Origin of the sequence: Ulvibacter sp. MAR_2010_11 (assembly GCF_002813135.1) — a bacterium.
In the GTDB taxonomy this organism is placed as follows: Bacteria; Bacteroidota; Bacteroidia; order Flavobacteriales; family Flavobacteriaceae; genus Altibacter.
This window is the reverse complement of record NZ_PHTY01000001.1, coordinates 1,348,651-1,371,860: the sequence shown is the minus strand read 5'-3', so window position 1 is coordinate 1,371,860 and position 23,210 is coordinate 1,348,651. Positions and strand designations below refer to the sequence as shown.

The following is a 23,210-nucleotide window of genomic DNA, read 5'->3' as shown; positions in this document are numbered from 1 at the left end:
TTTAAAGCTGTAAATGAGAATTATGAAATAAATTCCGGAGGCGGGAGATGAATCTTTAAAAAGGGATTTGAAAATTCTTCTTTGAAGTATAAATAAAGTTTTGTTCGCCCTTCAAATCTGCCAGGTGCTATTTCAAAAGCTAAACGATTTATAATCTTATGCTCATCTAATTGCTTTTTGGTCTCTCTTTTGTTTTCTTCTTCGGTAATCTCAACAATTGTTACCGAATTTGCATCTATATTCAATAATAGCAAAGCAGAAGGAGCCAAAGTCGCTAAAGACATGGCTAGAGATAAAAAAATAATTGAAACCCCTTTGAGCATTCAGAATTGAATTTTGACAAATATAACGTCTAAATTGAAATTGCTAAGCACTGCACTGTTAAAAAACCTTTAAAATTAAGGCTTTGACCCCTTCAAATAGTATTTCTTAATTTGTTTACCAAGAGTTAACCTTAACTTAACATAGAAGCCTGTTCTTTGCATCGACAAAAACTAAATTCAGTAATAATGAAAATAAAAATGTTGGCCCTTATAATGGTCCTTTCGGCAGTTAGTGTTGGCGCACAAGATGTAGAAGGTCCCAAATTCGGGAAAGGAATTCTCAACATTGTTGGAAAAGACAGTACATGGTCGATGAACTTTTCGGCAAGAATGCAACTACTTTCAACCACTAGTTGGGACTATAGCGACGATACCTACGGAAAAGCATCTTCAAACTTTCTGGTGCGAAGAGCGCGTTTAAAATTTTCAGGCTTTGCCTATAGCCCAAAACTTAAATACAAAATGGAATTAGGACTTTCGAATAGAGATATTTCGGGGGCTTCAGAATTTACAGGTAATTCGCCCAATTATATTCTTGATGCAGTAGTGATGTGGAATTTTTATGAAAACTTCGAATTGTGGGCAGGACAAACAAAGCTTCCCGGAAATAGGGAGCGGGTTATCTCTTCGGCGAATTTACAATTGGTAGATCGTTCACTCCTAAATAGTCGATTCAATATAGACAGAGATATGGGTCTACAACTTAGACATCACATTGATGTTTCTGAAAGCTTTGTAATTAAAGAGATGTTCGCCGTTTCACAGGGAGAAGGCAGAAATGTTACAACCGGAAATTTAGGAGGGCATCAGTACACCGGGCGAGTAGAGATACTTCCATTGGGTGAATTTGAAGGAAAAGGAGACTATAGTGGCGGAGATTTAAAACGAGAAAGTACTCCCAAGTTGGCACTTGGAGCCACGTACGACTTTAACAATAATGCTGTAAAAAATCGAAGTAACCAAGGGTCTTACATGGCCAACGACTTAGGTTTTTATGAAACCAATATTTCTACACTTTTTATCGATGCGATGTTCAATTACAAAGGGCTATCCATCATGGCAGAATACAGTAATAGAGATGCCGAAGATGCAATCGCTAAAAACTCGGATGGTACAGCAACAGGAGATACTGTACAGGTTGGAAATGGTTTTAATGTTCAAAGTGGTTACGTGTTTCCAAGCAATTGGGAAGTAACCGGGAGATATACAACTATCGATTTAGATCAAAACATAACCGGTAAAGATGTTGAGAATCAATACACGCTAGGGCTGTCAAAATACATTGTAGGGCATAAATTAAAAGTTCAAACCGATGTGAGTTATACAACTATTGGGGGTGAAAATGACGGACTCATGTACAGACTTCAGCTTGACGTACATTTTTAAAAATATACCAAGTTATATATACGAATAAGGAAGTAATCTTTAATGAAAGACTTCTTGGAATAGTCAACAAAAGAGAAGGGTAGTACCTTCTCTTTTGCATTTATAAATATGTGTCTAAACGCCTTCCTCATTGTTTAAAGTATAGCATTTTCTTCAACTTCATTTAACATTCGCATAACATTGACTCACTTTCTTTGTACTGCAAAAACTAATGATATATACATGAAAAAAATTGTTTCCATTATCGCAATTGCTCTAATCTTTGGAGCGTGTGGAGAGAAAAAAGAAAATGGAGAAAGCGCGCAAAATGATGCAGCTGCTTTGTCCGGAACCATTAAAGTAGATGGTTCGAGTACCGTATTCCCAATTACTGAGGCAGTTGCCGAAGAATTCAGAGCCGTTCAGCCGGATGTTAAGGTAACCGTAGGTGTTTCAGGTACCGGCGGAGGATTCCAAAAATTCTCACGTGGCGAAACCAATATTTCGAATGCCTCACGCCCAATTAAAGATAAGGAAATTGCAGCCTGTGCCGAAAACAATATAAAATACATTCAATTGGAAGTAGCGTACGACGGACTTGCTGTTTTAGTTAATCCTGAAAACACTTGGGTGGATAGTTTTACAGTTGAAGAATTAAAGAAAATTTGGGAACCGGCTGCACAAGGAAAAATTATGAAATGGAATCAGATTCGTCCCGAATGGCCGAATGAAGAGATTCACTTATTTGGTCCCGGAGTTGCATCGGGTACTTACGATTACTTTACCGAAGCAGTAGTAGGTAAAAGTGGATCCAGTAGAGGTGACTTTACCGCCAGCGAAGACGACCACGTACTGGTGCAAGGGATTGCAGGGGATAAATATTCTCTCGGATTTTTCGGTTTGGCATACTATTCCGAAAATCAGGATAAACTTACCCTAATTGGGGTTCACAACGGGACAGAAGTAGTTAAACCAAGTTTGGAAACAGTTAAAAACGGAAGGTATAGTCCCTTGTCCAGACCATTATTTATCTATGTAAATAGCACGTCGGTTGCTTCTTCGGAAGTAGTAGAATTTGTAAACTTCTACCTGGATAATGCAGGAGATTTAGCTACAGATGTGGGGTACATTCCGCTTCCGGCCGAATTGTACGCCAGTCAGAAAGAAAACTTCAGAACTTTTGTTGAAAGTAACAAATAAACAAAGGTTTGATTAGTGAAGAATCGGGTGTCTTTATTCTTAAGGCACCTGATTTACTTGTATAAATCCCTGCTATGCGAAAAGTAAAAGAGCTCATTATAGAAAAATCGCTGTTTTCCAGTGCGTTGATTACCATTTTGGTAACCTTCGGGATTGTCGCGGTACTTTCGGTTGAAGCAGTTCGGTTTTTTAGTGAAGTCTCCATTATCGACTTTTTTACAGATACACAATGGACCCCTCTATTTACCGAAAAACATTTTGGAATTCTACCCCTGCTATCCGGCACCTTACTCACTTCGGCGATAGCAATTGCGGTAGCACTGCCTATTGGATTGACCATTAGTATATACTTAAGTGAATACGCACCAAAGTCCTTTCGTAAAACTGTTAAACCGTTATTAGAATTGTTGGCGGCAGTACCAACCGTAGTTTACGGATTCTTTGCTTTGATAGTAGTTACACCATTTTTACAGGAAATTATTCCAAATCTTTCAGGTTTTAACTCTCTGTCGGCAGGAATTGTAATGGGAATTATGATCATCCCATACATTTCTTCCATAAGCGAAGATGCCTTACATGCAGTCCCTAATTCTTTGCGGGAAGCCGCCTTTGGCATGGGTGCCACCAAACTACAAACCGCCTTTAAAGTTATTGTACCGGCTGCCTCTTCGGGGATTATCGTTTCCATTATTCTGGCAATTTCCAGAGCCATTGGAGAAACAATGATTGTTGCTATTGCAGCAGGGCAACAGCCCAGATTAACACTAGACCCAACCGTCCCCGTTGAAACTATTACGGCCTATATTGTACAGGTGAGTCTGGGTGATGTACAACACGGTTCGTTGGAATATCGCACCATTTTTGCCGCAGGTATTACCTTGTTTGCATTTACATTTTTATTGAACACCATCAGTTATCGAATCCGGAAAAAATACCAGGAGAAGTATGAATAACGTTCAGAAAAACAGATGGAAAGACAAAGCCTTTATGGTTTGGGGAATTGCTTGTACGTTATTCGGACTGGTAATATTGACCGTGTTTATTGGTGACATTCTCATTGATGGAATTAGTAGAATCGATTGGGCATTTATTACAGACCTTCCTTCCAGAAAAGCTGAAAAATCGGGGATTTATACGGCCTTAATGGGAAGTATCTGGATTTTGCTGCTTACCACGCTTATTTCATTTCCAATTGGAGTGGCCGCCGGAATTTATTTGGAAGAATACGCAAAGAAAAACAAGCTCTCCGGACTTCTGGAAATTAATATTTCGAATCTGGCAGGTGTTCCTTCTATTATTTACGGTTTACTGGGGCTTGAAGTGTTTGTTAGAATCATGAATCTTGGCGCCAGTGTTTTGGCAGGAGCGCTTACACTCTCTTTATTAATTTTACCTATTATCATTGTCGCAACGCGAGAAGCTATTAAAGCAGTTCCGTCCTCTATAAAAGACGCCTCTTTTGCTCTGGGAGCTTCTAAGTGGCAAACCATTTGGCATCAAATTTTACCGGCCTCGGGAGGAGGAATTTTAACGGGTGTAATTCTGGCACTTTCTAGAGCTGTGGGTGAAACCGCCCCCCTAATTGTAGTAGGTGCCTTGGCGTATGTGCCATTTGCTCCTTCAAACCCAATGGACGAATTTTCGGTCCTACCCATTCAAATTTTTAACTGGATATCCAGACCACAACACGGATTTATAGAAAATGCCGCAGCTGCCATCATCATTTTATTGGGTATTACTTTTATTATGAACGGCATCGCAGTGTATTTCAGAAACAAATGGCAGAAAAAATGGAAATAATTGCAGAACAACCAAGACATAAAAAAATGATTTTAGACAGCATAGTTGATCCGTCACTTAAAAAAACACCAAAAATTGAAGTGACCGATGCAAAGGTTTGGTATGGTGATTTTTGTGCTATAAAAGGCATCGACATGACCATTAAAGCAAATACGGTGACAGCCTTTATAGGGCCATCGGGTTGCGGAAAGTCAACTTTTTTAAGACTGTTTAATCGTATGAACGATTATGTAGACGGATTTAAAATGGAAGGGAAAATCAAGGTGGATGGCAACAGTATTTACAAAAAGAAGGTAAATGTTGAAGAATTGCGTAAAGAAATAGGGATGGTGTTTCAAAAACCCAATCCGTTTCCAAAATCCATTTATGAAAATGTAGCCTACGGACTGAGAATTCAAGGAATAAAGGACAAAAAATTTATAAACGAACGAGTTGAAAAAGCCTTACGTCAAGCCGATTTGTGGGATGAAGTAAAGGACGACCTTAAGAAGTCGGGCTTGGCACTTTCCGGCGGGCAACAACAACGATTGTGTATTGCAAGAACGTTGGCAGTAGAGCCTTCCATTATTTTAATGGATGAGCCTACTTCTGCTTTGGACCCTATATCAACTGCAAAGATTGAAGAGCTTATCTTTCAGTTAAAAAAGAAATACACCATTGTAATTGTAACACACAATATGCAGCAAGCAAGTAGAATTAGTGACTATACCGCATTTTTCTATTTGGGTGAATTGATAGAATTCGATAAGACAAAGACAATATTTACAAATCCCGCAAAAACCCAGACCGAGAATTACATTACCGGTCGTTTTGGTTAATTTTATAAAAAAAGTATGGTGGTAAACGCAGAACAACAACGCGAAGTGTTAAATCAGTATGGATTGGAAATGCTTACGTTGTGCAAAAAACAGATACATAAATCCAAAGAAGCTTTTGTAATGCACGATAGCGATTTGGCGGAAGAGGTGATTCATACCGAACTACGCGTAAATGCGTTGGATTTGAAGATTGAAAAAGATTGTGAAAAATTTCTGGCACTTTACAATCCGGTGGCAATCGATTTGCGATTTATCATGGCAATTCGGAAAATAAACTTCGACTTGGAACGAATTGCTGATCATGCAGAAGGCATTTCACGATTTGTGGTTGAACAGGATAATAAAATTTCGGCACATCTTTTAGAAGCTTTAAAATTTGAAGAAATGTTCGAAACCATTACATCGATGTTCGAAAATATTACAGTCGCTTATGAAGAGAAAGATGTAAAAGAAGCCCGAAAAGTCTTCAAAAAAGACAAATTTATTGATAAGGTGAACATAAAATCTTTTAGCATTATAGAAGCTGAAATAAAAAAGGATGTCTCAATTACCGGACAGGCATTAATTCTTTTTTCAGTAATAAGAAAGATGGAGCGCGTTGGTGATCTTATTAAAAATATTGCCGAAGAAATCATTTTTTATATTGATGCTGAGGTGGTAAAACACAAAAAAAAGAAATAGTTTTTCGCTTTGATTAATCTAAGTGTTTGGGAGGTTTTTAACCTCCTTTTTTTATTTGGTAACATTTTCATAACATTACTAATTATTTTTTAGAGTAGGTTTGCAAGGTTACTTTCAACAATTGTGTTATGGATAATATTTATATTCTAATGCTTGTCGCATTAGCAGCGCTCGCAATCGCCGATTTGGTAGTTGGAGTTAGCAACGATGCCGTGAACTTTTTAAATTCTGCAATTGGTTCTAAGGCAATTTCTTTTAGAACTATCATGATTGTCGCAAGTTTGGGTATTGCCTTTGGGGCACTGTCATCAAGCGGAATGATGGAAGTAGCGCGAAAAGGAATTTTTACCCCGGGAGAATTTTACTTTAACGAAATCATGATCATTTTTATGGCGGTCATGATTACCGATATCCTCCTATTAGACTTCTTCAATACACTGGGAATGCCCACTTCTACTACGGTTTCCATTGTATTTGAATTGTTGGGTGCAGCCATTGTTATGTCGTTAATTAAAATTAGTAAATCCGATACCGAAGGTGTTTCAGATTTGCTTACCTATATCAACACGGATAAGGCCACTGAAATTATACTGGGAATCCTGCTCTCTGTGGTCATAGCCTTTACGGTTGGGGCGTTGGTTCAATATGTTTCCAGGCTATTATTGACCTTTAAATTTGAGTCGAAACCTTCCTGGGTTGCGGCATTATTTGGCGGAATAGCAGCTACTTCAATCACCTATTTTATTTTTATAAAGGGACTTAAAGGAACTGCAATTATCCCTGAAGACATTACCGAATTTATTTTTAATAATACAATGATCATCGTTGCGCTTAGTTTTGTTTTCTGGACAGGGCTATCGGCATTATTTACTTCTGTATTCAAAGTAAATGTATACAAATTCATCATTCTAATTGGAACCTTTGCCATAGCTATGGCGTTTGCGGGCAACGATTTGGTAAACTTTATTGGGGTTCCTATTGCAGCATGGCAATCGTATGAAGCGTGGGTTGTTTCGGGAGTTCCGGCAGATCAGTTTAGTATGGTGGCTATGTCGCAAAAAGTACCTACACCCACCCTATTATTATTCTTGGCAGGACTCGTAATGGTGTTAACCCTATGGTTTTCTAAAAAGGCAAAAGATGTACTTAAAACTTCTATCGACCTTTCCAGTCAGGACAATGTTAAGGAACGTTTTCAGCCTAATTTTTTATCCAGAGGGATTGTCCGTTTTGCCAAATTTACCTCAACAGCTTTCTCCACGGTACTTCCTACTTCGGCCAAAAACCGAATTGAAAAGAACTTCGAAAAAAAGGTTGTAAAGCTTGAAAAAGGAAAAGATGCTCCTGCCTTCGATATGGTTCGCGCAGCTGTAAATTTGATGGTAGCCAGTATCCTAATTTCGGTAGCTACTTCTATGAAACTTCCGTTATCAACAACCTATGTAACCTTTATGGTGGCAATGGGTACCTCTTTGGCAGATAGAGCCTGGGGTAGTGAAAGTGCGGTATACCGGGTTGCCGGAGTGTTAAAGGTTATTGGCGGATGGTTTTTTACCGCCTTTATCGCCTTAGTAGCCGCAGGAACTCTGGCCTATTTAATTTATATTGGTAAAGGACCTATGATTGCAGTACTGCTTCTCTTAGCAATCCTTTTATTGGTGCGAAATTATCTTTCACACAAAAAGAAAGGGAAAGAACAGGTAAGCTATAAAGGTCTCAAGAAAGCCGAAAGTAAAACGGTAAGAGGCATCATTGCCGAAAGTGCAGATAATATTTCGAATGTGGTGACACGTACCAAGAAAATTTATTCGGATGTATTGCGCGGACTGGAAAAAGAGGATCTTGGAAAGCTCAAGAAGAGCAAGAAAGGTGTTAATAAATTGGATGCCGAAGTGGAAGATTTACGCGATAATATCTTCTTCTTTATCAAAAATTTAGAAGACACTAGTGTTCGAGGTAGTACCTTCTATATTTCTATTTTGGCGCATTTGACCGATATCACACAATCGCTGGAGTTTATTTCGAAAAAAAGTTACAAACACATACATAACAATCACAAAAAACTTCGATTTAACCAGATTAAGGACCTGCAGGAAATTGATGCCATGTTGGGATCACTTTTAACCGAAATTGAAGATATTTTCAAATCCAGAGACTTCGATCGTATTAGTTTTGTTTTGAATAAAAAACAGGAGATTATCGACATTCTTTCTGAAAAAATCGAAGAGCAAGTAGAGCGCACCAGAACTGAAGAATCTAGTCCGAAGAATACTACTTTGTACTTTAGTCTTTTATCGGAAAGTAAAGATTTGGTTAACGCCCTTATGGACTTAATGCAGGAATACTTCAACAGTTATAAGAAAAAATAATAAAGTCTTATTTTTATAAACTACCCACTAGGAGTCACATGTCTTAGTGGGTTTTTTTATTTCCCGAATTGCTTATCTTTAATTAATAAAGTTCCTTTTTATGAAACAAATCCTTCCTTTAATAGCATTGTTGGTTGCGTTCAATAGTCTCATCGGACAGTCACTCACAGGGTCTCAACTTCTAGAAAAAGCCATTGCATACCACGATCCTAATGGCAAGTGGCCTTCATTCAAGGGCAAATTTCATGTGACCATGGAAACTCCCAACAGCCCGAACAGAGAAAGCGATATTGAAATAAATCTCCCCGACGAGAAATTTTATTTGCGAGCTGTTAAAGAAGGACAAGAAACATCTTACTCTTTAGAAAAGGGGCGTTGTGAAATTTGTGTGAACGGGCCTTCAGATACATCAAATACGTGCGAAAGAGCCAAGATGTACAAAAACTATTATACCTACCTCTACGGCTTGCCAATGAAGCTAAAAGATGCAGGTACACATATTGCCGAAAAGGTCGATCGGAAGAAATTTAAAGGCAAGGAGTATCTGGTGTTAAAAGTGACGTATGACGAAGCCGTTGGCAAAGATGTTTGGTTTTTTTATTTCAATCCGGCAACCTATGCCCTGGAAGTGTACCAATTCTACAAAGGGGATCCTTCCAAGGAGGGAAAGAATACCGGAGAATACATTCTCCTAACCGACGAAACCGTTGTTTACGGCATTAAAATGCCTAAAAATCGAGCCTGGTATTACAACAAAGACGACAAATACCTAGGCACGGATATTCTAAAGAAATAAAAAAGGAAGGCGATTGCCTTCCTTTTATAAATTAAAACACTTAAAATTTAAGACCCGCACATCAAACAATCGTCATCTTCGGGGGTAGTCTTGGATTTAGCAAGTAATTCACGTAATTCCTGAGGTGACATTGGCTTATTCGAGTCGGCCGAAGTTGCTTCCACCTTGGCGATTTCGGCAACGGCTGCAACGGGTTCTTTTTGGGCTTCGCTCTTAAGAGTGAACTTAATAGCATCCACAGCGCTCTTAGTTCGCAAATAGTACATTCCTGTTTTTAGACCACTCTTCCATGCGTAAAAATGCATAGACGTTAATTTTGCAAAATTGGCATTTTCCATAAACAGGTTCAGCGATTGCGATTGATCGATAAAGTAGCCTCTATGGCGTGACATATCGATGATGTCTTTCATACTTAACTCCCAAACGGTTTTGTACAGTTCTTTTAATTCCTGCGGAATATTATCCACATCCTGAACCGATCCGTTGGCACGCATAATTTCTTCTTTCAGATCTTCGTTCCAAAGTCCTAAGGCAACCAGATCTTCCAGCAAATGCTTGTTTACTACAATAAACTCCCCGGAAAGTACTCTTCGGGTATAGATATTAGAAGTATAAGGCTCAAAGGCTTCATTATTTCCTAAAATCTGAGAGGTGGATGCTGTTGGCATAGGCGCAACCAATAAAGAGTTACGTACCCCATGCTTTTTGATATCCTTTCTCAGTTTTCCCCAATCCCAGCGTCCGCTTAGTTCTTCGTCCTTTATTCCCCATAGGTTGTGCTGAAACAATCCTTGTGAGATAGGTGATCCTTTGTAGGTTTGATACGCTCCGTCAACTTTGGCTTCTTCCATAGATGCCGAAACTGCCGCGAAGTATAATGTTTCAAAAATTTCCTGATTTAATTTCTTGGCTTCGTCACACGTAAAAGGAAGGCGCAACATAATAAAGGTATCGGCCAGTCCCTGTACGCCAAGACCTACCGGGCGATGACGGAAGTTAGAGTTTTCGGCTTCCTTCACCGGATAGTAATTTCTATCGATAACTCTGTTCAGGTTTTTGGTCACACGTTTGGTAACTCGGAATAATTCTTTGTGATCGAACTCATTGTTCTTCACGAACATTGGTAAGGCAATGGATGCCAAATTACATACTGCCACTTCATCTTCGGAAGTGTATTCCATAATTTCGGTACAGAGGTTTGAAGAACGAATGGTTCCCAAATTCTTCTGATTGCTCTTTCGATTGGCTGCATCCTTATACAACATATAAGGTGTTCCTGTCTCAATTTGAGATTCCATGATCTTTTCCCAAAGTTCTCTTGCCTTAATTGTTTTTCGGCCTTTGTCTTCTGCTTCGTATTTCTCGTACAAGGTTTCAAACTCATCACCATGGCAATCGAACAAGCCGGGGCATTCGTTAGGACACATAAGCGTCCATTCGCCGTCCTCCTGAACTCGTTTCATAAACAAATCCGGGATCCACATGGCGTAGAACAGGTCGCGGGCGCGCATTTCTTCTTTTCCGGTGTTTTTCTTTAAATCCAGGAAGTCGAAGATATCGGCATGCCATGGTTCTACATAAATTGCAAAGGAACCTTTACGTTTTCCTCCCCCTTGATCTACATAGCGCGCGGTATCATTAAACACACGAAGCATAGGAACAATTCCATTGGATGTTCCATTGGTTCCCGAGATATAGGATCCGGTTGCTCGAATGTTATGGATAGACAATCCAATTCCACCGGCAGATTGTGAGATTTTAGCAGTCTGCTTCAGTGTGTCGTAGATACCGTCAATACTGTCATCCTTCATCGTTAATAAGAAGCATGAGGACATTTGTGGTTTAGGTGTACCACTGTTAAATAAAGTAGGTGTTGCGTGGGTAAAGAATTTTTTCGACATGAGCTCGTAGGTTTCCTTTACGGCTGCCAAATCGTCTAAATGGATTCCTACGGAAACGCGCATGAGCATGTGTTGTGGACGTTCAACAATCTGACCGTTTAGTTTTAGTAAGTAGGAACGTTCTAATGTTTTAAATCCGAAGTAATCGTACCCGAAATCACGGTTGTAAATAATTGTTGAATCCAGGTCGTCTGCATTCTCCTTGATTACCTTGTACACTTCATCGCTTAACAAAGGTGCATCTTTTCCGGTACGCGGATTCACATAGGTATAGAGATCATGCATCACCTCCGAAAAGCTCTTCTTGGTGTTTTTGTGTAAGTTAGAGACCGAAATTCTTGCAGCCAGACGCGCATAGTCGGGATGTGAGGTTGTCATAGTTGCTGCTACTTCGGCGGCGAGGTTATCGAGTTCACTGGTTGTTACCCCATCGTATAACCCTTCAATAACACGCATCGAAATTTTTACAGGATCTACTAATTCGTTTAAACCATAACACAGTTTACGTACTCGTGCGGTGATTTTGTCGAACATTATAGGTTCTTTTCGGCCGTCTCTTTTAATTACATTCATCTATACTTACTTTATGAGGTTATTATTTTTTTCAAAAAAAGGTGCTGGGTGAAGTTTTTAAACTACACGTTATCAGCGATATATAACAAAAAGCCCGCTCCTTGGGGAGAAAGCGGATGCTTTTCTAAAAATCTGCGTCGAAACTAATCTTATTAGACTCTTTGTCCATGTTGGTAACGCCGGCCTTTTGATATTCGGAAACACGTTTCTCGAAGAAATTTGTCTTTCCTTGCAAGGATATCATATCCATAAAGTCGAATGGATTCGTGGCGTTGTATTCTTTTTCGCATTGCAATTCGACCAAAAGACGATCGGTTACAAATTCGAGGTATTGTGTCATCAACTTCGAATTCATACCAATAAGACTTGCAGGAAGTGATTCGGTAATAAATTCTCTTTCAATGTTTAGGGCATCTACTAAAATTTCACGGATACGTTCTTTCGGAACTTTATTAATTAAGTGATGATTGTGTAAATGCACCGCAAAGTCACAATGCACTCCTTCATCGCGAGAAATTAATTCGTTAGAGAAGGTAAGGCCCGGCATCAATCCACGTTTCTTCAACCAGAAAATTGAGCAGAAAGCGCCGCTAAAGAAAATACCTTCAACCGCTGCAAAAGCAATTAATCGCTCTGCAAAGCTCGGACTGTCAATCCACTTTAATGCCCAATCTGCCTTCTTTTTAATAGCGGGAAAGTTTTCAATAGCATTAAAAAGTTGATCTTTTTCTTTGTCGTCCTTTACGTAGGTATCGATTAGTAAGGAATAGGTTTCACTATGAATGTTTTCCATCATAATCTGGAAACCGTAGAAAAACTTGGCCTCACTGTATTGAACTTCATTTACAAAATTCTCGGCCAGGTTTTCGTTCACAATACCATCACTGGCTGCAAAAAATGCGAGGATATGTTTTATAAAATAGCGCTCATCGTCGCTTAACTTTCCGGTCCAGTCTGTAAGATCTTGATGTAAATCAATCTCTTCGGCTGTCCAGAAACTAGCTTCCGATTTTTTATACCACTCCCAAATATCGTGATGCTGAATAGGGAATATTACAAATCTATTATCATTTGGTTGTAAAATTGGCTCCACTGCGCTCATTGTCCTTCGTTTTATATTTTTAAATAATTTGACCTTACTAGGGACTAACAAATATGAAAAAATTTAAAAGTAAATAGCCCAAAAATGAGTTTAGGTTTTCAACAAAGTTTTCAACACGTACTATTTCAAAGTGTTACTATCGTTTTGTTAAAATTTGATGTATTCATTTAATTATCAATATGTTACATGTAATCGTCAAAGTTATGAACAATTTATACCTTGGTCGTTGAAAACCCCTGATAGCTACCTTTTACAGTAGACAGTGAGCCGTTTTCTTCGCCTTTAAAGAACATCAATTTTTAACAATTTGGTTTCACTGAATTTATTTTAAATCTGTATAAAAAGAGTAGAAATTTTATTTTGGGCCTTAAAAAACAAACGAGGCTGCCATCAAAAATGACAGCAACCTCGTTTTTTACAACTTAAACTTTATTTTCTATTCTTTAACTATTTTATACGTGTTTGATTTTCCCTGACTTTCAATCTTTAACACATAAATACCTTGTGAAAGACTAGCCGTTTCCAAAGTAGCTCTTGTGTTGTTGGGTGCTATTTGGAGAACTTGTTGCCCCAAGAGGGTAAACATTGTAATTTGGTCCAGACTTTCATTTGCAGAAACATGCAATTCATTTCCTGCAGGATTTGGATAGTAGCTTAGACCATCTATTTCTTGGTCTTGAATCGCTAATACCCCTGCTTTATTGTCAAAATAGAGATCAAATCCGTATAAGCCTGAGCCGCTTGTCCCGGCAAAAGCCATACAGGGCATATTATCCGCAGTTTCTGCAGTGGCAGAAGGAAATCCGTCGAATACCTGATGGTCGACATCGGCCACACTCTCAAATGTGTCGAAGCCTGTTCCGTTAAAGGTTAGCGATCTGTTGAGGTCAAATTCACTGTCATCAATATTATCCCGCACGTATGAAGTACGAATTATTTCTGTCCCATTGACCTTTCGCACCCATTTATCGGTATGAGCAATGTTCCAGTTCGCTCCACCCGAACCAAAATTGGTAAATTCTACATAGGCTGCTCCACTGTCTCTCAAATAGCCCTTTCCGTTATAATTGTCTGTAGAACCGGCTGCTCTGTCTGATGTCCAGATTATAACTTTATCTGTAGCAAAATCATTTCGAGCGGCAGCAATAACAGGATTTAGAGTTTCCTGTATCGCCCCATCTACAATTGTTTCTCTTGCTTCCCAGGAAGCAGGGTCGTTATAACTAGGATTTGCATTTGCGTATAAGTTTCCGGAAGAGGCGCCTGTATATGTTGCATAACAAGCCCCGTTAAGGCCATAGGTAAATTCTACTTGAGATCCGCAGGTAGCTGCTATGCTTATTGGGTCTATCCAATCGAATCCATAAGATCCGGCGGTACTTCTTGCACTGAAAACTTCGGTGCAACCGGTGGTTTTTTGATAGGCAACAAAACATCTCTGGCTTGCGGTTGTTCCCGGATAATTTCTATCTACTCCAAAATCGGTCACATCGGTATCCACTGTTTGGAAATCCATGGAAGCCGTTGGAAAATCGAATCGTACCGCTTGTAAAAGCCCATTCTCAAAACGAGTAAAAGCTATTAAATACTCATCGCCTGAACCGTCCATCGAAATTAATTGTACCTTTCTAATGGGGGCAACTGTCGCTTGTTCCTTCCACAACGAAAAACTTGCTCCATTGTCTGTAGACTTGTATATATAGATAAAGTCTTCGGTACCCCCAAAATCAATCAGGTTTTCGAAGGCAGCTATATATATGTCTCCGGTTCCGGTCACATCCATATCTACCCCGTCAATAAAACCGGCTCGCACCAATAAATCGGTAGTCCACTCTCTCGTTGGCTCAGGTTCAGAGCGCTCTTTGATTACACCTGGAACATAAGGAGTCCCGTTAAATCCTACCTTATCATAGGTAGGAGCTCCAATGGGTCTATATAGGTTGGAAATTGCCGGATTTACTTCTTGCCAGGCAGCCTTGATTGCCAATCTGTTGGCATTTATTTCGGCCGCTGTTCCCGTCATTTCCAGAATTTTGCTCTGTTGATAAAGCGCTTCTAACTCCGGAGTTTTCTCTGTGTTTAAGGGGACTGTACCCAATAAAGCATCGTCTGTTTGTGCAAACCCTATGGTAAATAACAACAGGCATGCAGCTAATGTAATTTTGTTTTTCATTGTACTAATTTTTAATACCCTACTCTATTTATTTAGGCTTTTCGGGTTACGCCTGTATGTTGTTTCTATTGATTCTCAAAATTAATAGTGCTTAGTTTAAAACAGCTTCATGCTTTCACCCATAGTTTTAGAGTGATTTAACCGTTTTTAAAGGGGAAATTTCCCCTAAAGAAGGTTTTGCGGTATACCCTTCTGAAAAACTTCATCGCTGTAGGAGACCAGTATCCATAGCTGTAACTTTTTGACTATGAAACAGTTCAAAATTAAACTCATGAGTTAAAAAGGCATACCACAGATGTAACAAAGGATGCCAAAAATGTAACTTCAAAAAAAAAGACCGGAAGCAAAATTTTGCTTCCGGTCTTACATCTTAAAAGGTTCTCTTTTTTTACTCCAAATCTTTCGTATTCAGGTCGTCTATTGCATCCCATGTGTCATCGATGTTCATATTGATTCCGGTTGCTTTAATATAAAAGCGGTTGCCTTGCATAAATTCGATGGAGCTGCGGTTGTTATTTTTTTGGTATTCCTCCACGGCTTTAACTCCATTCTTTTTAACCGTTTTCCGAATTTGATTTTCGTCTTCTTCTTCAAAATCCTGAGACATTAACATTCGCATTCCCGCAGTTGCAGCGGCTCCAAACTGACCCGCACCGTCAATGACCTCAACTTTAAACTGTCGCGATTTATCTTCGTTGGCATAGGTTGCCGAGACCGAAGCAATGCTTACAAACGAGGTCTCACCTGCCTTATAGCTTGTTCTTTTCATGCCATCAATACTTTCGGGCAACCAGGCCTTTAATTCTTCATTGGTAAGAGGTTCCTGTTTTTGAAGATCTTCAATGTCGTCCTGCATTTTATTGAGTTCCTTTACAGCCTTCGTCGTGTTAGATACATTTTCTTTGGTTTCTTTAATTTTTTTCGTGACAGGATTTTCACATGAAAGGCAGGCTGCAAAGACAAATGCAGCTATTAGTACTTTTTTCATAATTATAGAATAAAATTGGTTAGGAATTAGTTTTCGTTTACTAGGCTAAGATACTAATTATCAGTAATCTAATTACCACTCCTTTGGGTAATATTTGTATGAAAACTCTTTGATGAAATTAAAACAAGTTGAGAAATTCTAGCTGCAGTAATGTAACAAATGATAGAAGATATGTAACAAAAACCTAAAAAGGTACCTGCGTTAATAATCTTGTGCAACCTTCTCCAATTGAGCATACCAATGTGCTCCAAATTTTCTGATCAAGGCTTCTTTTACAAATTTGTAGACAGGAACTTTCAATTCTTTCCCCAAAGTACATGCATCATTGCAAATGGGCCATTTGTGATAATTAACCGCAGCAAATTCACTGTATTCTTGTACCCGTACCGGGTACAAATGACATGAAATAGGTTTTCTAAAAGACACCACTCCGGCATTGAATGCATCTTCTATACCGCAACTGGCAGTGCCATTCGGTTTAAAGGTAACATAGGCGCATTCCTTCCCGTGTACCAAAGGTGTTTCCAACTCTCCAAGATCACTGGTTGTATGTGTTCCTTGCTCTTTTATCGCTTCGATACCTTCGGGGCGTAGAAAAGGGGCAACCTTCGGGTAAATTTCTTTGAGAATTTCAACCTCTTCCACAGTTACAGGTGCTCCTGCTTCTCCTTCCACACAACAGGCACCTTTGCACGCATGAAGATTGCACACAAAATCCTTTTCGATGATCTCTTCTGAAACTATTGTCTTACCAAGCTGAAACATTCGGCAAAGATAGGGTGTTTTAAGATTTGTTTCTGAAGAATTTTACACTCTAATTTTAAGGAAAGTGGTAGTACTAAGCTGAAGGATTATCCCTAATTTTGCATCCTGAATTTAAATGAACATGCAACTCAATTTTAAAGAAATAGCGACAGCCACAATGGTGCTTTTTGCGGTGATTGATATTATCGGGAATATTCCCATAATCATTTCATTACGTGAAAAATCGGGTCGCATCAATTCCGGAAAAGCCGCCATTATTGCTGCAGTACTCATGATTGTTTTCTTGTTTCTGGGAGAAAGCATTTTAAAATTAATAGGAATTAACGTGAGTGAATTTGCCGTTGCCGGTGCCCTCATCCTGTTTTTTATTGCCTTAGAAATGATTTTGGGCATTACACTTTTTAAAGATTCCGAACACACTAGCCCCGATTTGGCGTCTATCTTCCCGTTGGCTTTTCCGCTTCTGGCGGGGCCCGGAAGCTTAACCACTTTATTGTCACTTCGCGCCGAATACTCTATTCAAAATATAATTGTCGCGATTTTAGTCAATATTATCATTATCTATATTGTGTTAAAAACATCAGCGCGAATTCAGCGTTTTCTGGGAATCAACGGAATCGCCGTCATTAAAAAAATATTCGGGGTAATTTTGCTGGCGATTGCCGTAAAATTATTCACGTCGAATATTCAGGAGTTATTTAATTAAAAACTTATGAAAATATTTCAGTATATCCTTATAGCCTTAGCCGCCGGACTTATTATTTTTAACGCTACGAAGCTGGACTTTGAACACCTTTTTGAAGAAGATAGCGGTACGGCCGTGATTTGTATTCTCGCCGCTGTTTGTGTTATTCTTTTGCTATTAATATTACGTGTGTCACACCGTATAGCCGAAAAGAAAAAACAATAATTTAAGATAGCTTACTTTTTGGTTTTTTCTCTTTGTTCCAATTCGAGTACTTTCGAAAGCATAGGATCTCCTTCATTTAAAATATACTCGTAAGCGTTGTTCCCGAATAATTGTTGTGCGATATTCGCCTTGAGCGCCTTATTAAGATCATTCGCATAATTAGTCATGTCTATTTGAGCTTCACTAAATCGGGAATATTGAATAAATTCATCGGAAAGACTTTTATCTATCGAATAGTTTTCAGCAAATTTCTTAAAAGTCATCCCTTTAAAAACAGCTCTGTTTTTTTCGAGGTATTCAAATATAAAATAGCTCATAAAACCGCTTCTGGATAAATACTGAAGGGTTTCATTTTCAATGCTGGTGTCTTTAGGAACAAATATATCGGGGATAATACCTCCACCACCATAAACCACCTTCCCTTTGGGAGTCACAAAACGCAGGGAATCGGCCACTTTGATGCTGTCCTGACTAATTAATTCGCCATTTCTATAGCGTTTTTCGTAATCCTGGTAATAGGCTTCGTTTCCATTTCCGTAGGGTTTCTGAATAGATCTTCCGCTTGGTGTATAATAACGGGCTATAGTTAATCGCACTGCGCTTCCATCACCCAAGGACATTTCACGTTGCACGAGTCCCTTGCCAAAAGAACGTCTGCCAATAATGATTCCTTTGTCGTTGTCTTGTAAAGCTCCCGCTACAATTTCACTGGCTGAAGCAGAATTTTCATTGATTAACACGTAGAGTTTTCCGTCTTCGAAATCACCGCGCCGTGTAGCGTAGGTTTTATTTTCTTCCCCGCTTTTATTTCGGGTAATTAGAATTAGTTTATCGTCTTCTAAAAACTCATCGATAATTCTTTCGGCAGTAGAAATATAGCCTCCCGGATTATTCCGAAGGTCTAACACCAATTTCGAAATCCCTTGATCTGCTAATTCTTCCAGCGCTTCTTTAAATTCGTTATAGGTAGTTTCAGAAAACCGATTCACCTTAATATAGCCAATATCATCGGTAAGTTTATAAGATGCATCTACACTTACCAAAGGAACTTCCTTCCGCTTCACTCTAAAATTGAGCAGCTTCTTTTCCCCTTCTCTATATACTTTAAGATCGACTTTGGTGTTTTTTTCTCCTTTTAAAAAGGCTGTAATACTGTCTCGAAGTATATTTTCTCCGAAAAGTTTCTTTCCGTCGGCATATAAAATGCGATCTCCGCCTTTTATCCCAACTTTTGCTGCCGGTCCACCTTCGATAGCGCGAATAACCGCAATAGAGTCTTTATAGGTATAAAAGCTAATGCCAATCCCCACAAAATTCCCGCGCATGTCCTCGGCATTGTGTTCGTAATCGGCTTTTGGGATATACACCGAATGCGGATCCAGGTTTTCAAGGATTCCATTTACGGTGACATCCACAATACTGTCGGTATTTACCCGGTCAACATATTCGTAATCTATATAATCGATAAGACGGTTGAGTTTGTCTTTTTTCGAATTGGTGGCGAAGATCTTTTCGGTATTGTCGTTAAAGTTGAGCTTTGATCCAATAAAAATACCGACCGCAATTGCTGCCCCCACGAATAATGGAATGTAATTTTTATCGAATTTCATAATAACTATTCTAAAACTTCTATATGACTAATGTTAACGCCGGCTTTTTCCAAAAATTTCACTCCCGAGTTGTCTTTATATTCGTTTAAATAAACCAGGCGTGTAATTCCGGCCTGATGTATTAGCTTGCTACACTCCTTACACGGTGACAATGTAATGTACAAGGTTGCTCCCTTACACGATTGCGTAGATGAAGCTACTTTAGAGATTGCATTGGCTTCGGCATGTAATACATACCATTTGGTATACCCTGCTTCGTCTTCGCAAAAATTTTCGAAACCGGTGGGCGTTCCGTTGTATCCGTCGCTGATTATCATTTTATCTTTCACAATAAGCGCGCCAACTTGTCTGCGTTTACAATAAGAAAGCTTGCTCCACTCTTGCGCCATACGCAAATAGGCCACGTCGTACTTGTGTTGTTTCTTCGGACTCATACAATTAAATAAGTAGCGAAATTAAGGGGAAGTTACACCCCAACAAAAAATGTGGGTGTTAAATGTTTACAAAAGTTTAACAATTTTAAAAAATCCAGTTGGAGATTAGCATGGGAATGACCATTCCAATTACGATAGAAGAGATTACCAGCACCCAATCGCGTTTATTAAAACGGAACAACATTTGAAAGATAAATGCCAGAATTAAAACAAGTAAAACCACAATAATTTGGGCTGCTTCTACTCCCAAGGCAAATTCCAGTAGCGGTAGTATCTCATTCCCTCCACTTATCATTTTGTAATAGGTTGCAAATCCGAAGCCGTGTATCAATCCGAAAAAAACCGTGATAATGTAAAAAAGTCCCAGTTTTTCGTGTCGCTTTTCCTTGCCGGCGGTAAATAAATTAAATATGGCGGCTAATAAAATAGTTATGGGAATTAAAAACTCAATCCATCGAGTAGAAACACTCACCACATTGTAATTTGCCAGCAGTAGGGAAATGGTATGTCCTACCGTGAATAAGGTGACTAGTAATAACAGACGTTTCCACGAACTAAATGTATAGGCAGCGCATAGCACAATTAAAAAAAGTATGTGGTCGTAGGCTTTCCAGTCAAGAACGTGTTCTAAGCCTAGTTTAAAGTATAACCAGAAGTCGGACATTATAGTTGGCGATGTTAGGTTGCTCAAATATAGTAAAATGTGTAGGAAAAATATATATTTATACGAAATCTATGATTTACAATCCATGAAGTACCCTCTTCTAATTTTTGTCATTCTCTTAAGCCACTTGGGTACTGCTCAAAATCCCGATCTTTTTGGAACCTGGTATCTACAGGGCTATCAACTGAGCGGCGGCGGTTATTTCCCGGTACCCGAAACCAATCCTCAAATAGCTCCTTTTATTCGCTTTATAGATACTGCGAATGCCGAAAATAGTGATGGAGATGGCGGTTGCAACCTGTTTACAGCTAATTTGGTGTACGACCCTCAGGAAAGTTTGTATGAATTTGATGTTTTTACGACCTCGTCTAATTTTTGTGCAGACCCGGTTGGGACCGATTATGAAGATTCAATGTATCTATATTTCTTTCAGGAAGGAAGTATGTATCATTATGCTTTTTATACCGATAATGATGGAAATACCGTTTTGGTAATTCAAAATCAATTTCTCGATTTCGCCGAATTTAAGAATGTCCCGCTCGCAGTTTCAGAAGTTGCAACACTAAACTTTACCGCCTATCCCAATCCGGTGGCAGACAAACTATTTATATTTTCTGAAAGCAATCTTGCTGAAAAACTTTCGGTGTATACAATTTCGGGACAAAAAGTGATTGAAATTTCCCAAAACACAAATTCGATTGATGTTTCGGGGCTTTCTGAAGGCTTGTACTTTTTAGAAATCCACACTTCGGAAGGGATATCGGTTCAGAAATTTATAAAAAAATAAAAGCCGCACTCTTCTTAAAAAGCGACTGTTCTTTTAGAAGAATCATTATTCGGTAAACCTCTTCAAGATTTAGCCTTATGTATTTGTCGCGATCACACCCTAACTTTGCCATTATTCCCCCCTTTAAGTACTAATTGTACTTATTATCTTTGAAATAGGATTTATGTTTTAAAACCTATAATTAGTAGTCAATTAAAATAAAAGCGTCATGTCTAAAAACACAGTAACACTACACAGAGTGCTGGCCACTTCGCCTGAGAAAGTTTTTCGGGCTTTTTCTAACGCAGATGCTCATGCAGCCTGGATTCCCCCATACGGTTTTGTATGTAAGGTGCATCAAATGGATTTTCGTGTAGGAGGAAACTACAAAATGTCCTTTGTCAATTTCTCTACAGGCAATTCTCATTCCTTTGGAGGGGAATATCTGGATATAAAACCCAACGAACTGATAAGAAATACAGATCGGTTTGACGATCCTAACTTACCCGGAGAGATGATAACAACAGTGCGATTCAACAAAGTTTCTTGCGGTACAGAGTTACATATTTTGCAGGAAGGAATACCTGATGCAATTCCGGTTGAAATGTGCTATCTGGGATGGCAGGAATCTCTGGAAAAACTAAAGAAATTGGTTGAGCCCGAAATTCCCGATGCATAGGCAACTGTCTGACCCTATAGGAAGTAATGCAAAAAATAAGTTAAATTTTTTATACCAATCGGTATTTTTGTATATTTGCCTGAATTTAATTTTATAGAATGTCCAAGGCCGAAAAAACGAAACAATTTATTATTGAAAAGTCTTCTGTTCATTTTAACAAAAAGGGGTATTTGGGGACTTCATTGAGCGAAATTACCGATATCACCGGTCTTACCAAGGGGAGTATCTATGGAAACTTCGAAAATAAAGATGATCTAGCGCAGGCGGCATATAAATTTAATGCAAAAAAAATAGGTGCGCGACTTCTTCAAGTATCTGAACAATGTACCGGCGGAGCCGATGAAAAATTGACCGCGATACTGGATTATTACAGAAATAATTGGCGAGAACTTATGCAACATGGGGGTTGTCCCTTGTTGAACGCAGCTGTCGAAGTGGATGACACCTTCCCTAAATTAATCCCCTATGTACGTAAGTCCTTTAATGAGTTTTCAAAAATGCTTGAAAGTATTATCTTTTTGGGTATCACCGAGAAGAGGTTTCGTCCGGAAATCGAATCAGAAAAATTTGCCGCTACCATTATAATGCTTATTGAAGGAGGGATATTGCTTTCACAAACGCTAGACAATAAGGACTATTTAAATATTGCTTTAGACAGAGTGGAATTTATAATCCAAAATGAGATGTTGGTGTAATTTTTTTCAATCATTATATACCGTTTGGTATATAAATGTGATATTTTGACGTGCAATAATTCAGAAATAATTGTGTTTACCATAAATTTTAATTTTTATAAAATGAGCCATTTAAAAGTACTTAAGTCGTTAGTTGGGAAGGAGTTCTCCCAATCACCATCTCCGTTTATGCGGTGGCTAAACCCCACACTTCTTGCTGTAGAAAAGGGTAATTTGATATTTCAATATCGCGTTCGACCCGAATGGCTGAACCCGGTTGGAGGTCTCCACGGGGGTGTGACTGCCGGAATTATTGATGATGCCATTGGGGCAACCATGTATTCTCTGGACGAAACCGATTATTTTTTCACCACCATTAATAATGCGATCGATTATTTTTCATCTGCCAGATCGGGGGAAACTGTAATTGCAGAAACCTCTGTCATAAAACAAGGGAAGCAATTTATGAATGCCCAATGTAATTTATGGAATTGGGACAGAAGCAGGTTGTTGGCAAAAGGGTCCTCAAATCTTTTCAAAACTGAAATAAGAACAACTTTAGGAGCGGAAGGTTCCATCGCTAAACAGAAGCAATTAATTTTAACATAAATGAAGCTAA

General features: G+C 38.9%; 23 protein-coding genes. 14 read left to right on the top strand and 9 right to left on the bottom strand.

The annotated features are described in order from the left end of the window. Window positions 1-20: 20 nt before the first annotated feature. Window positions 21-323 carry a hypothetical protein gene (locus ATE92_RS06420; protein WP_100802917.1) on the bottom strand — a complete coding sequence of 101 codons (303 nt, stop codon included), beginning with the start codon at window positions 321-323 and terminating at the stop codon, window positions 21-23. A 186-nt stretch (window positions 324-509) separates the two neighbouring features. Between ATE92_RS06420 and ATE92_RS06415 the strand changes: the two genes are divergently transcribed. The 8 genes from ATE92_RS06415 (at window position 510) to ATE92_RS06380 (ending at window position 9,352) form a co-directional block, all read left to right on the top strand. Then, window positions 510-1,709 carry a porin gene (locus ATE92_RS06415; RefSeq protein WP_100802916.1) on the top strand — a complete coding sequence of 400 codons (1,200 nt, stop codon included), beginning with the start codon at window positions 510-512 and terminating at the stop codon, window positions 1,707-1,709. Window positions 1,710-1,931: 222 nt separating this feature from the next. Next, a complete protein-coding gene (locus ATE92_RS06410; protein ID WP_100802915.1) occupies window positions 1,932-2,888 on the top strand; it encodes a PstS family phosphate ABC transporter substrate-binding protein in 957 nt (318 codons plus the stop codon). 74 nt (window positions 2,889-2,962) lie between these two features. Then, window positions 2,963-3,841, top strand: a complete 879-nt coding sequence (gene pstC, locus ATE92_RS06405; protein WP_100802914.1) for a phosphate ABC transporter permease subunit PstC — start codon at window positions 2,963-2,965, stop codon at window positions 3,839-3,841. Continuing rightward, window positions 3,834-4,688 (top strand): phosphate ABC transporter permease PstA, encoded by an 855-nt coding sequence (gene pstA / locus ATE92_RS06400; protein ID WP_100802913.1) that lies wholly within the window; start codon window positions 3,834-3,836, stop codon window positions 4,686-4,688. Before pstC ends, pstA begins: the two co-directional genes overlap by 8 nt. 26 nt (window positions 4,689-4,714) lie before the next feature. Further along, window positions 4,715-5,506, top strand: a complete 792-nt coding sequence (gene pstB / locus ATE92_RS06395; RefSeq protein WP_198515638.1) for a phosphate ABC transporter ATP-binding protein PstB — start codon at window positions 4,715-4,717, stop codon at window positions 5,504-5,506. Between the two features lie 15 nt (window positions 5,507-5,521). Continuing rightward, entirely contained in the window at window positions 5,522-6,187 is a 666-nt protein-coding gene (gene phoU / locus ATE92_RS06390) for a phosphate signaling complex protein PhoU (RefSeq protein WP_232729123.1), read from the top strand. A 128-nt stretch (window positions 6,188-6,315) separates the two neighbouring features. Further along, window positions 6,316-8,556: an inorganic phosphate transporter gene (locus ATE92_RS06385; RefSeq protein WP_100802912.1), complete on the top strand. Its 2,241-nt coding sequence runs from the start codon at window positions 6,316-6,318 to the stop codon at window positions 8,554-8,556. Window positions 8,557-8,656: 100 nt separating this feature from the next. After that, a complete protein-coding gene (locus ATE92_RS06380; protein ID WP_100802911.1) occupies window positions 8,657-9,352 on the top strand; it encodes a DUF6503 family protein in 696 nt (231 codons plus the stop codon). A gap of 47 nt (window positions 9,353-9,399) precedes the next feature. Here the strand turns inward: ATE92_RS06380 and ATE92_RS06375 are convergent, their stop codons facing one another. The 5 genes from ATE92_RS06375 to ATE92_RS06355 form a co-directional block, all read right to left on the bottom strand. After that, on the bottom strand, window positions 9,400-11,826 hold the full coding sequence (locus ATE92_RS06375) for a ribonucleoside-diphosphate reductase subunit alpha (protein WP_100802910.1): 2,427 nt from the start codon (window positions 11,824-11,826) through the stop codon (window positions 9,400-9,402). 124 nt (window positions 11,827-11,950) lie between these two features. Further along, window positions 11,951-12,928 carry a ribonucleotide-diphosphate reductase subunit beta gene (locus tag ATE92_RS06370; protein WP_100802909.1) on the bottom strand — a complete coding sequence of 326 codons (978 nt, stop codon included), beginning with the start codon at window positions 12,926-12,928 and terminating at the stop codon, window positions 11,951-11,953. Between the two features lie 436 nt (window positions 12,929-13,364). Then, window positions 13,365-15,101, bottom strand: a complete 1,737-nt coding sequence (locus ATE92_RS06365; protein WP_100802908.1) for a T9SS type A sorting domain-containing protein — start codon at window positions 15,099-15,101, stop codon at window positions 13,365-13,367. 388 nt (window positions 15,102-15,489) lie between these two features. Then, entirely contained in the window at window positions 15,490-16,089 is a 600-nt protein-coding gene (locus tag ATE92_RS06360; protein WP_100802907.1) for a hypothetical protein, read from the bottom strand. Between the two features lie 201 nt (window positions 16,090-16,290). Next, window positions 16,291-16,854 carry a DUF3109 family protein gene (locus tag ATE92_RS06355; RefSeq protein ID WP_100802906.1) on the bottom strand — a complete coding sequence of 188 codons (564 nt, stop codon included), beginning with the start codon at window positions 16,852-16,854 and terminating at the stop codon, window positions 16,291-16,293. 121 nt (window positions 16,855-16,975) lie between these two features. On the opposite strand from ATE92_RS06355, the gene ATE92_RS06350 reads away from it, so the two are divergent. After that, a complete protein-coding gene (locus ATE92_RS06350; RefSeq protein ID WP_100802905.1) occupies window positions 16,976-17,560 on the top strand; it encodes a MarC family protein in 585 nt (194 codons plus the stop codon). 6 nt (window positions 17,561-17,566) lie between these two features. Beyond that, window positions 17,567-17,764: a hypothetical protein gene (locus ATE92_RS06345; protein WP_100802904.1), complete on the top strand. Its 198-nt coding sequence runs from the start codon at window positions 17,567-17,569 to the stop codon at window positions 17,762-17,764. 11 nt (window positions 17,765-17,775) lie between these two features. Here the strand turns inward: ATE92_RS06345 and ATE92_RS06340 are convergent, their stop codons facing one another. From ATE92_RS06340 to ATE92_RS06330, 3 genes are all read right to left on the bottom strand, one after another. Beyond that, complete coding sequence (locus tag ATE92_RS06340) at window positions 17,776-19,374, bottom strand: S41 family peptidase (RefSeq protein ID WP_100802903.1); 1,599 nt, start codon at window positions 19,372-19,374, stop codon at window positions 17,776-17,778. 5 nt (window positions 19,375-19,379) lie between these two features. Beyond that, entirely contained in the window at window positions 19,380-19,808 is a 429-nt protein-coding gene (locus ATE92_RS06335; protein ID WP_100802902.1) for a dCMP deaminase family protein, read from the bottom strand. 85 nt (window positions 19,809-19,893) lie between these two features. Continuing rightward, window positions 19,894-20,472 (bottom strand): HupE/UreJ family protein, encoded by a 579-nt coding sequence (locus ATE92_RS06330; RefSeq protein WP_100802901.1) that lies wholly within the window; start codon window positions 20,470-20,472, stop codon window positions 19,894-19,896. Between the two features lie 85 nt (window positions 20,473-20,557). Here ATE92_RS06330 and ATE92_RS06325 point away from each other — a divergent pair, with 85 nt between their 5' ends. The 4 genes from ATE92_RS06325 (at window position 20,558) to ATE92_RS06310 (ending at window position 23,200) form a co-directional block, all read left to right on the top strand. Then, window positions 20,558-21,259 (top strand): T9SS type A sorting domain-containing protein, encoded by a 702-nt coding sequence (locus ATE92_RS06325; RefSeq protein WP_157809576.1) that lies wholly within the window; start codon window positions 20,558-20,560, stop codon window positions 21,257-21,259. Window positions 21,260-21,467: 208 nt separating this feature from the next. Next, window positions 21,468-21,917: an SRPBCC family protein gene (locus ATE92_RS06320; RefSeq protein ID WP_100802899.1), complete on the top strand. Its 450-nt coding sequence runs from the start codon at window positions 21,468-21,470 to the stop codon at window positions 21,915-21,917. A 98-nt stretch (window positions 21,918-22,015) separates the two neighbouring features. Further along, complete coding sequence (locus ATE92_RS06315) at window positions 22,016-22,612, top strand: TetR/AcrR family transcriptional regulator (RefSeq protein WP_100802898.1); 597 nt, start codon at window positions 22,016-22,018, stop codon at window positions 22,610-22,612. Between the two features lie 102 nt (window positions 22,613-22,714). Then, window positions 22,715-23,200, top strand: coding sequence for a PaaI family thioesterase (locus tag ATE92_RS06310; RefSeq protein WP_100804373.1), 486 nt, complete (start codon window positions 22,715-22,717; stop codon window positions 23,198-23,200). The last annotated feature ends 10 nt before the right edge of the window (window positions 23,201-23,210 follow it).

Coding starts and splice junctions, on each gene's coding strand:
- ATE92_RS06375 (WP_100802910.1), bottom strand. CDS start 11,826: ATGAATGTAATTAAAAGAGACGGCCGAAAAGAACCTATAATGTTCGAC.
- ATE92_RS06340 (WP_100802903.1), bottom strand. CDS start 19,374: ATGAAATTCGATAAAAATTACATTCCATTATTCGTGGGGGCAGCAATT.
- ATE92_RS06335 (WP_100802902.1), bottom strand. CDS start 19,808: ATGAGTCCGAAGAAACAACACAAGTACGACGTGGCCTATTTGCGTATG.
- ATE92_RS06415 (WP_100802916.1), top strand. CDS start 510: ATGAAAATAAAAATGTTGGCCCTTATAATGGTCCTTTCGGCAGTTAGT.
- ATE92_RS06365 (WP_100802908.1), bottom strand. CDS start 15,101: ATGAAAAACAAAATTACATTAGCTGCATGCCTGTTGTTATTTACCATA.
- ATE92_RS06370 (WP_100802909.1), bottom strand. CDS start 12,928: ATGAGCGCAGTGGAGCCAATTTTACAACCAAATGATAATAGATTTGTA.
- ATE92_RS06350 (WP_100802905.1), top strand. CDS start 16,976: ATGCAACTCAATTTTAAAGAAATAGCGACAGCCACAATGGTGCTTTTT.
- ATE92_RS06385 (WP_100802912.1), top strand. CDS start 6,316: ATGGATAATATTTATATTCTAATGCTTGTCGCATTAGCAGCGCTCGCA.
- ATE92_RS06345 (WP_100802904.1), top strand. CDS start 17,567: ATGAAAATATTTCAGTATATCCTTATAGCCTTAGCCGCCGGACTTATT.
- ATE92_RS06360 (WP_100802907.1), bottom strand. CDS start 16,089: ATGAAAAAAGTACTAATAGCTGCATTTGTCTTTGCAGCCTGCCTTTCA.
- ATE92_RS06420 (WP_100802917.1), bottom strand. CDS start 323: ATGCTCAAAGGGGTTTCAATTATTTTTTTATCTCTAGCCATGTCTTTA.
- ATE92_RS06380 (WP_100802911.1), top strand. CDS start 8,657: ATGAAACAAATCCTTCCTTTAATAGCATTGTTGGTTGCGTTCAATAGT.
- pstA (WP_100802913.1), top strand. CDS start 3,834: ATGAATAACGTTCAGAAAAACAGATGGAAAGACAAAGCCTTTATGGTT.
- ATE92_RS06330 (WP_100802901.1), bottom strand. CDS start 20,472: ATGTCCGACTTCTGGTTATACTTTAAACTAGGCTTAGAACACGTTCTT.
- ATE92_RS06320 (WP_100802899.1), top strand. CDS start 21,468: ATGTCTAAAAACACAGTAACACTACACAGAGTGCTGGCCACTTCGCCT.
- pstB (WP_198515638.1), top strand. CDS start 4,715: ATGATTTTAGACAGCATAGTTGATCCGTCACTTAAAAAAACACCAAAA.
- ATE92_RS06315 (WP_100802898.1), top strand. CDS start 22,016: ATGTCCAAGGCCGAAAAAACGAAACAATTTATTATTGAAAAGTCTTCT.
- ATE92_RS06325 (WP_157809576.1), top strand. CDS start 20,558: ATGAAGTACCCTCTTCTAATTTTTGTCATTCTCTTAAGCCACTTGGGT.
- ATE92_RS06310 (WP_100804373.1), top strand. CDS start 22,715: ATGAGCCATTTAAAAGTACTTAAGTCGTTAGTTGGGAAGGAGTTCTCC.
- pstC (WP_100802914.1), top strand. CDS start 2,963: ATGCGAAAAGTAAAAGAGCTCATTATAGAAAAATCGCTGTTTTCCAGT.
- ATE92_RS06355 (WP_100802906.1), bottom strand. CDS start 16,854: ATGTTTCAGCTTGGTAAGACAATAGTTTCAGAAGAGATCATCGAAAAG.
- phoU (WP_232729123.1), top strand. CDS start 5,522: ATGGTGGTAAACGCAGAACAACAACGCGAAGTGTTAAATCAGTATGGA.
- ATE92_RS06410 (WP_100802915.1), top strand. CDS start 1,932: ATGAAAAAAATTGTTTCCATTATCGCAATTGCTCTAATCTTTGGAGCG.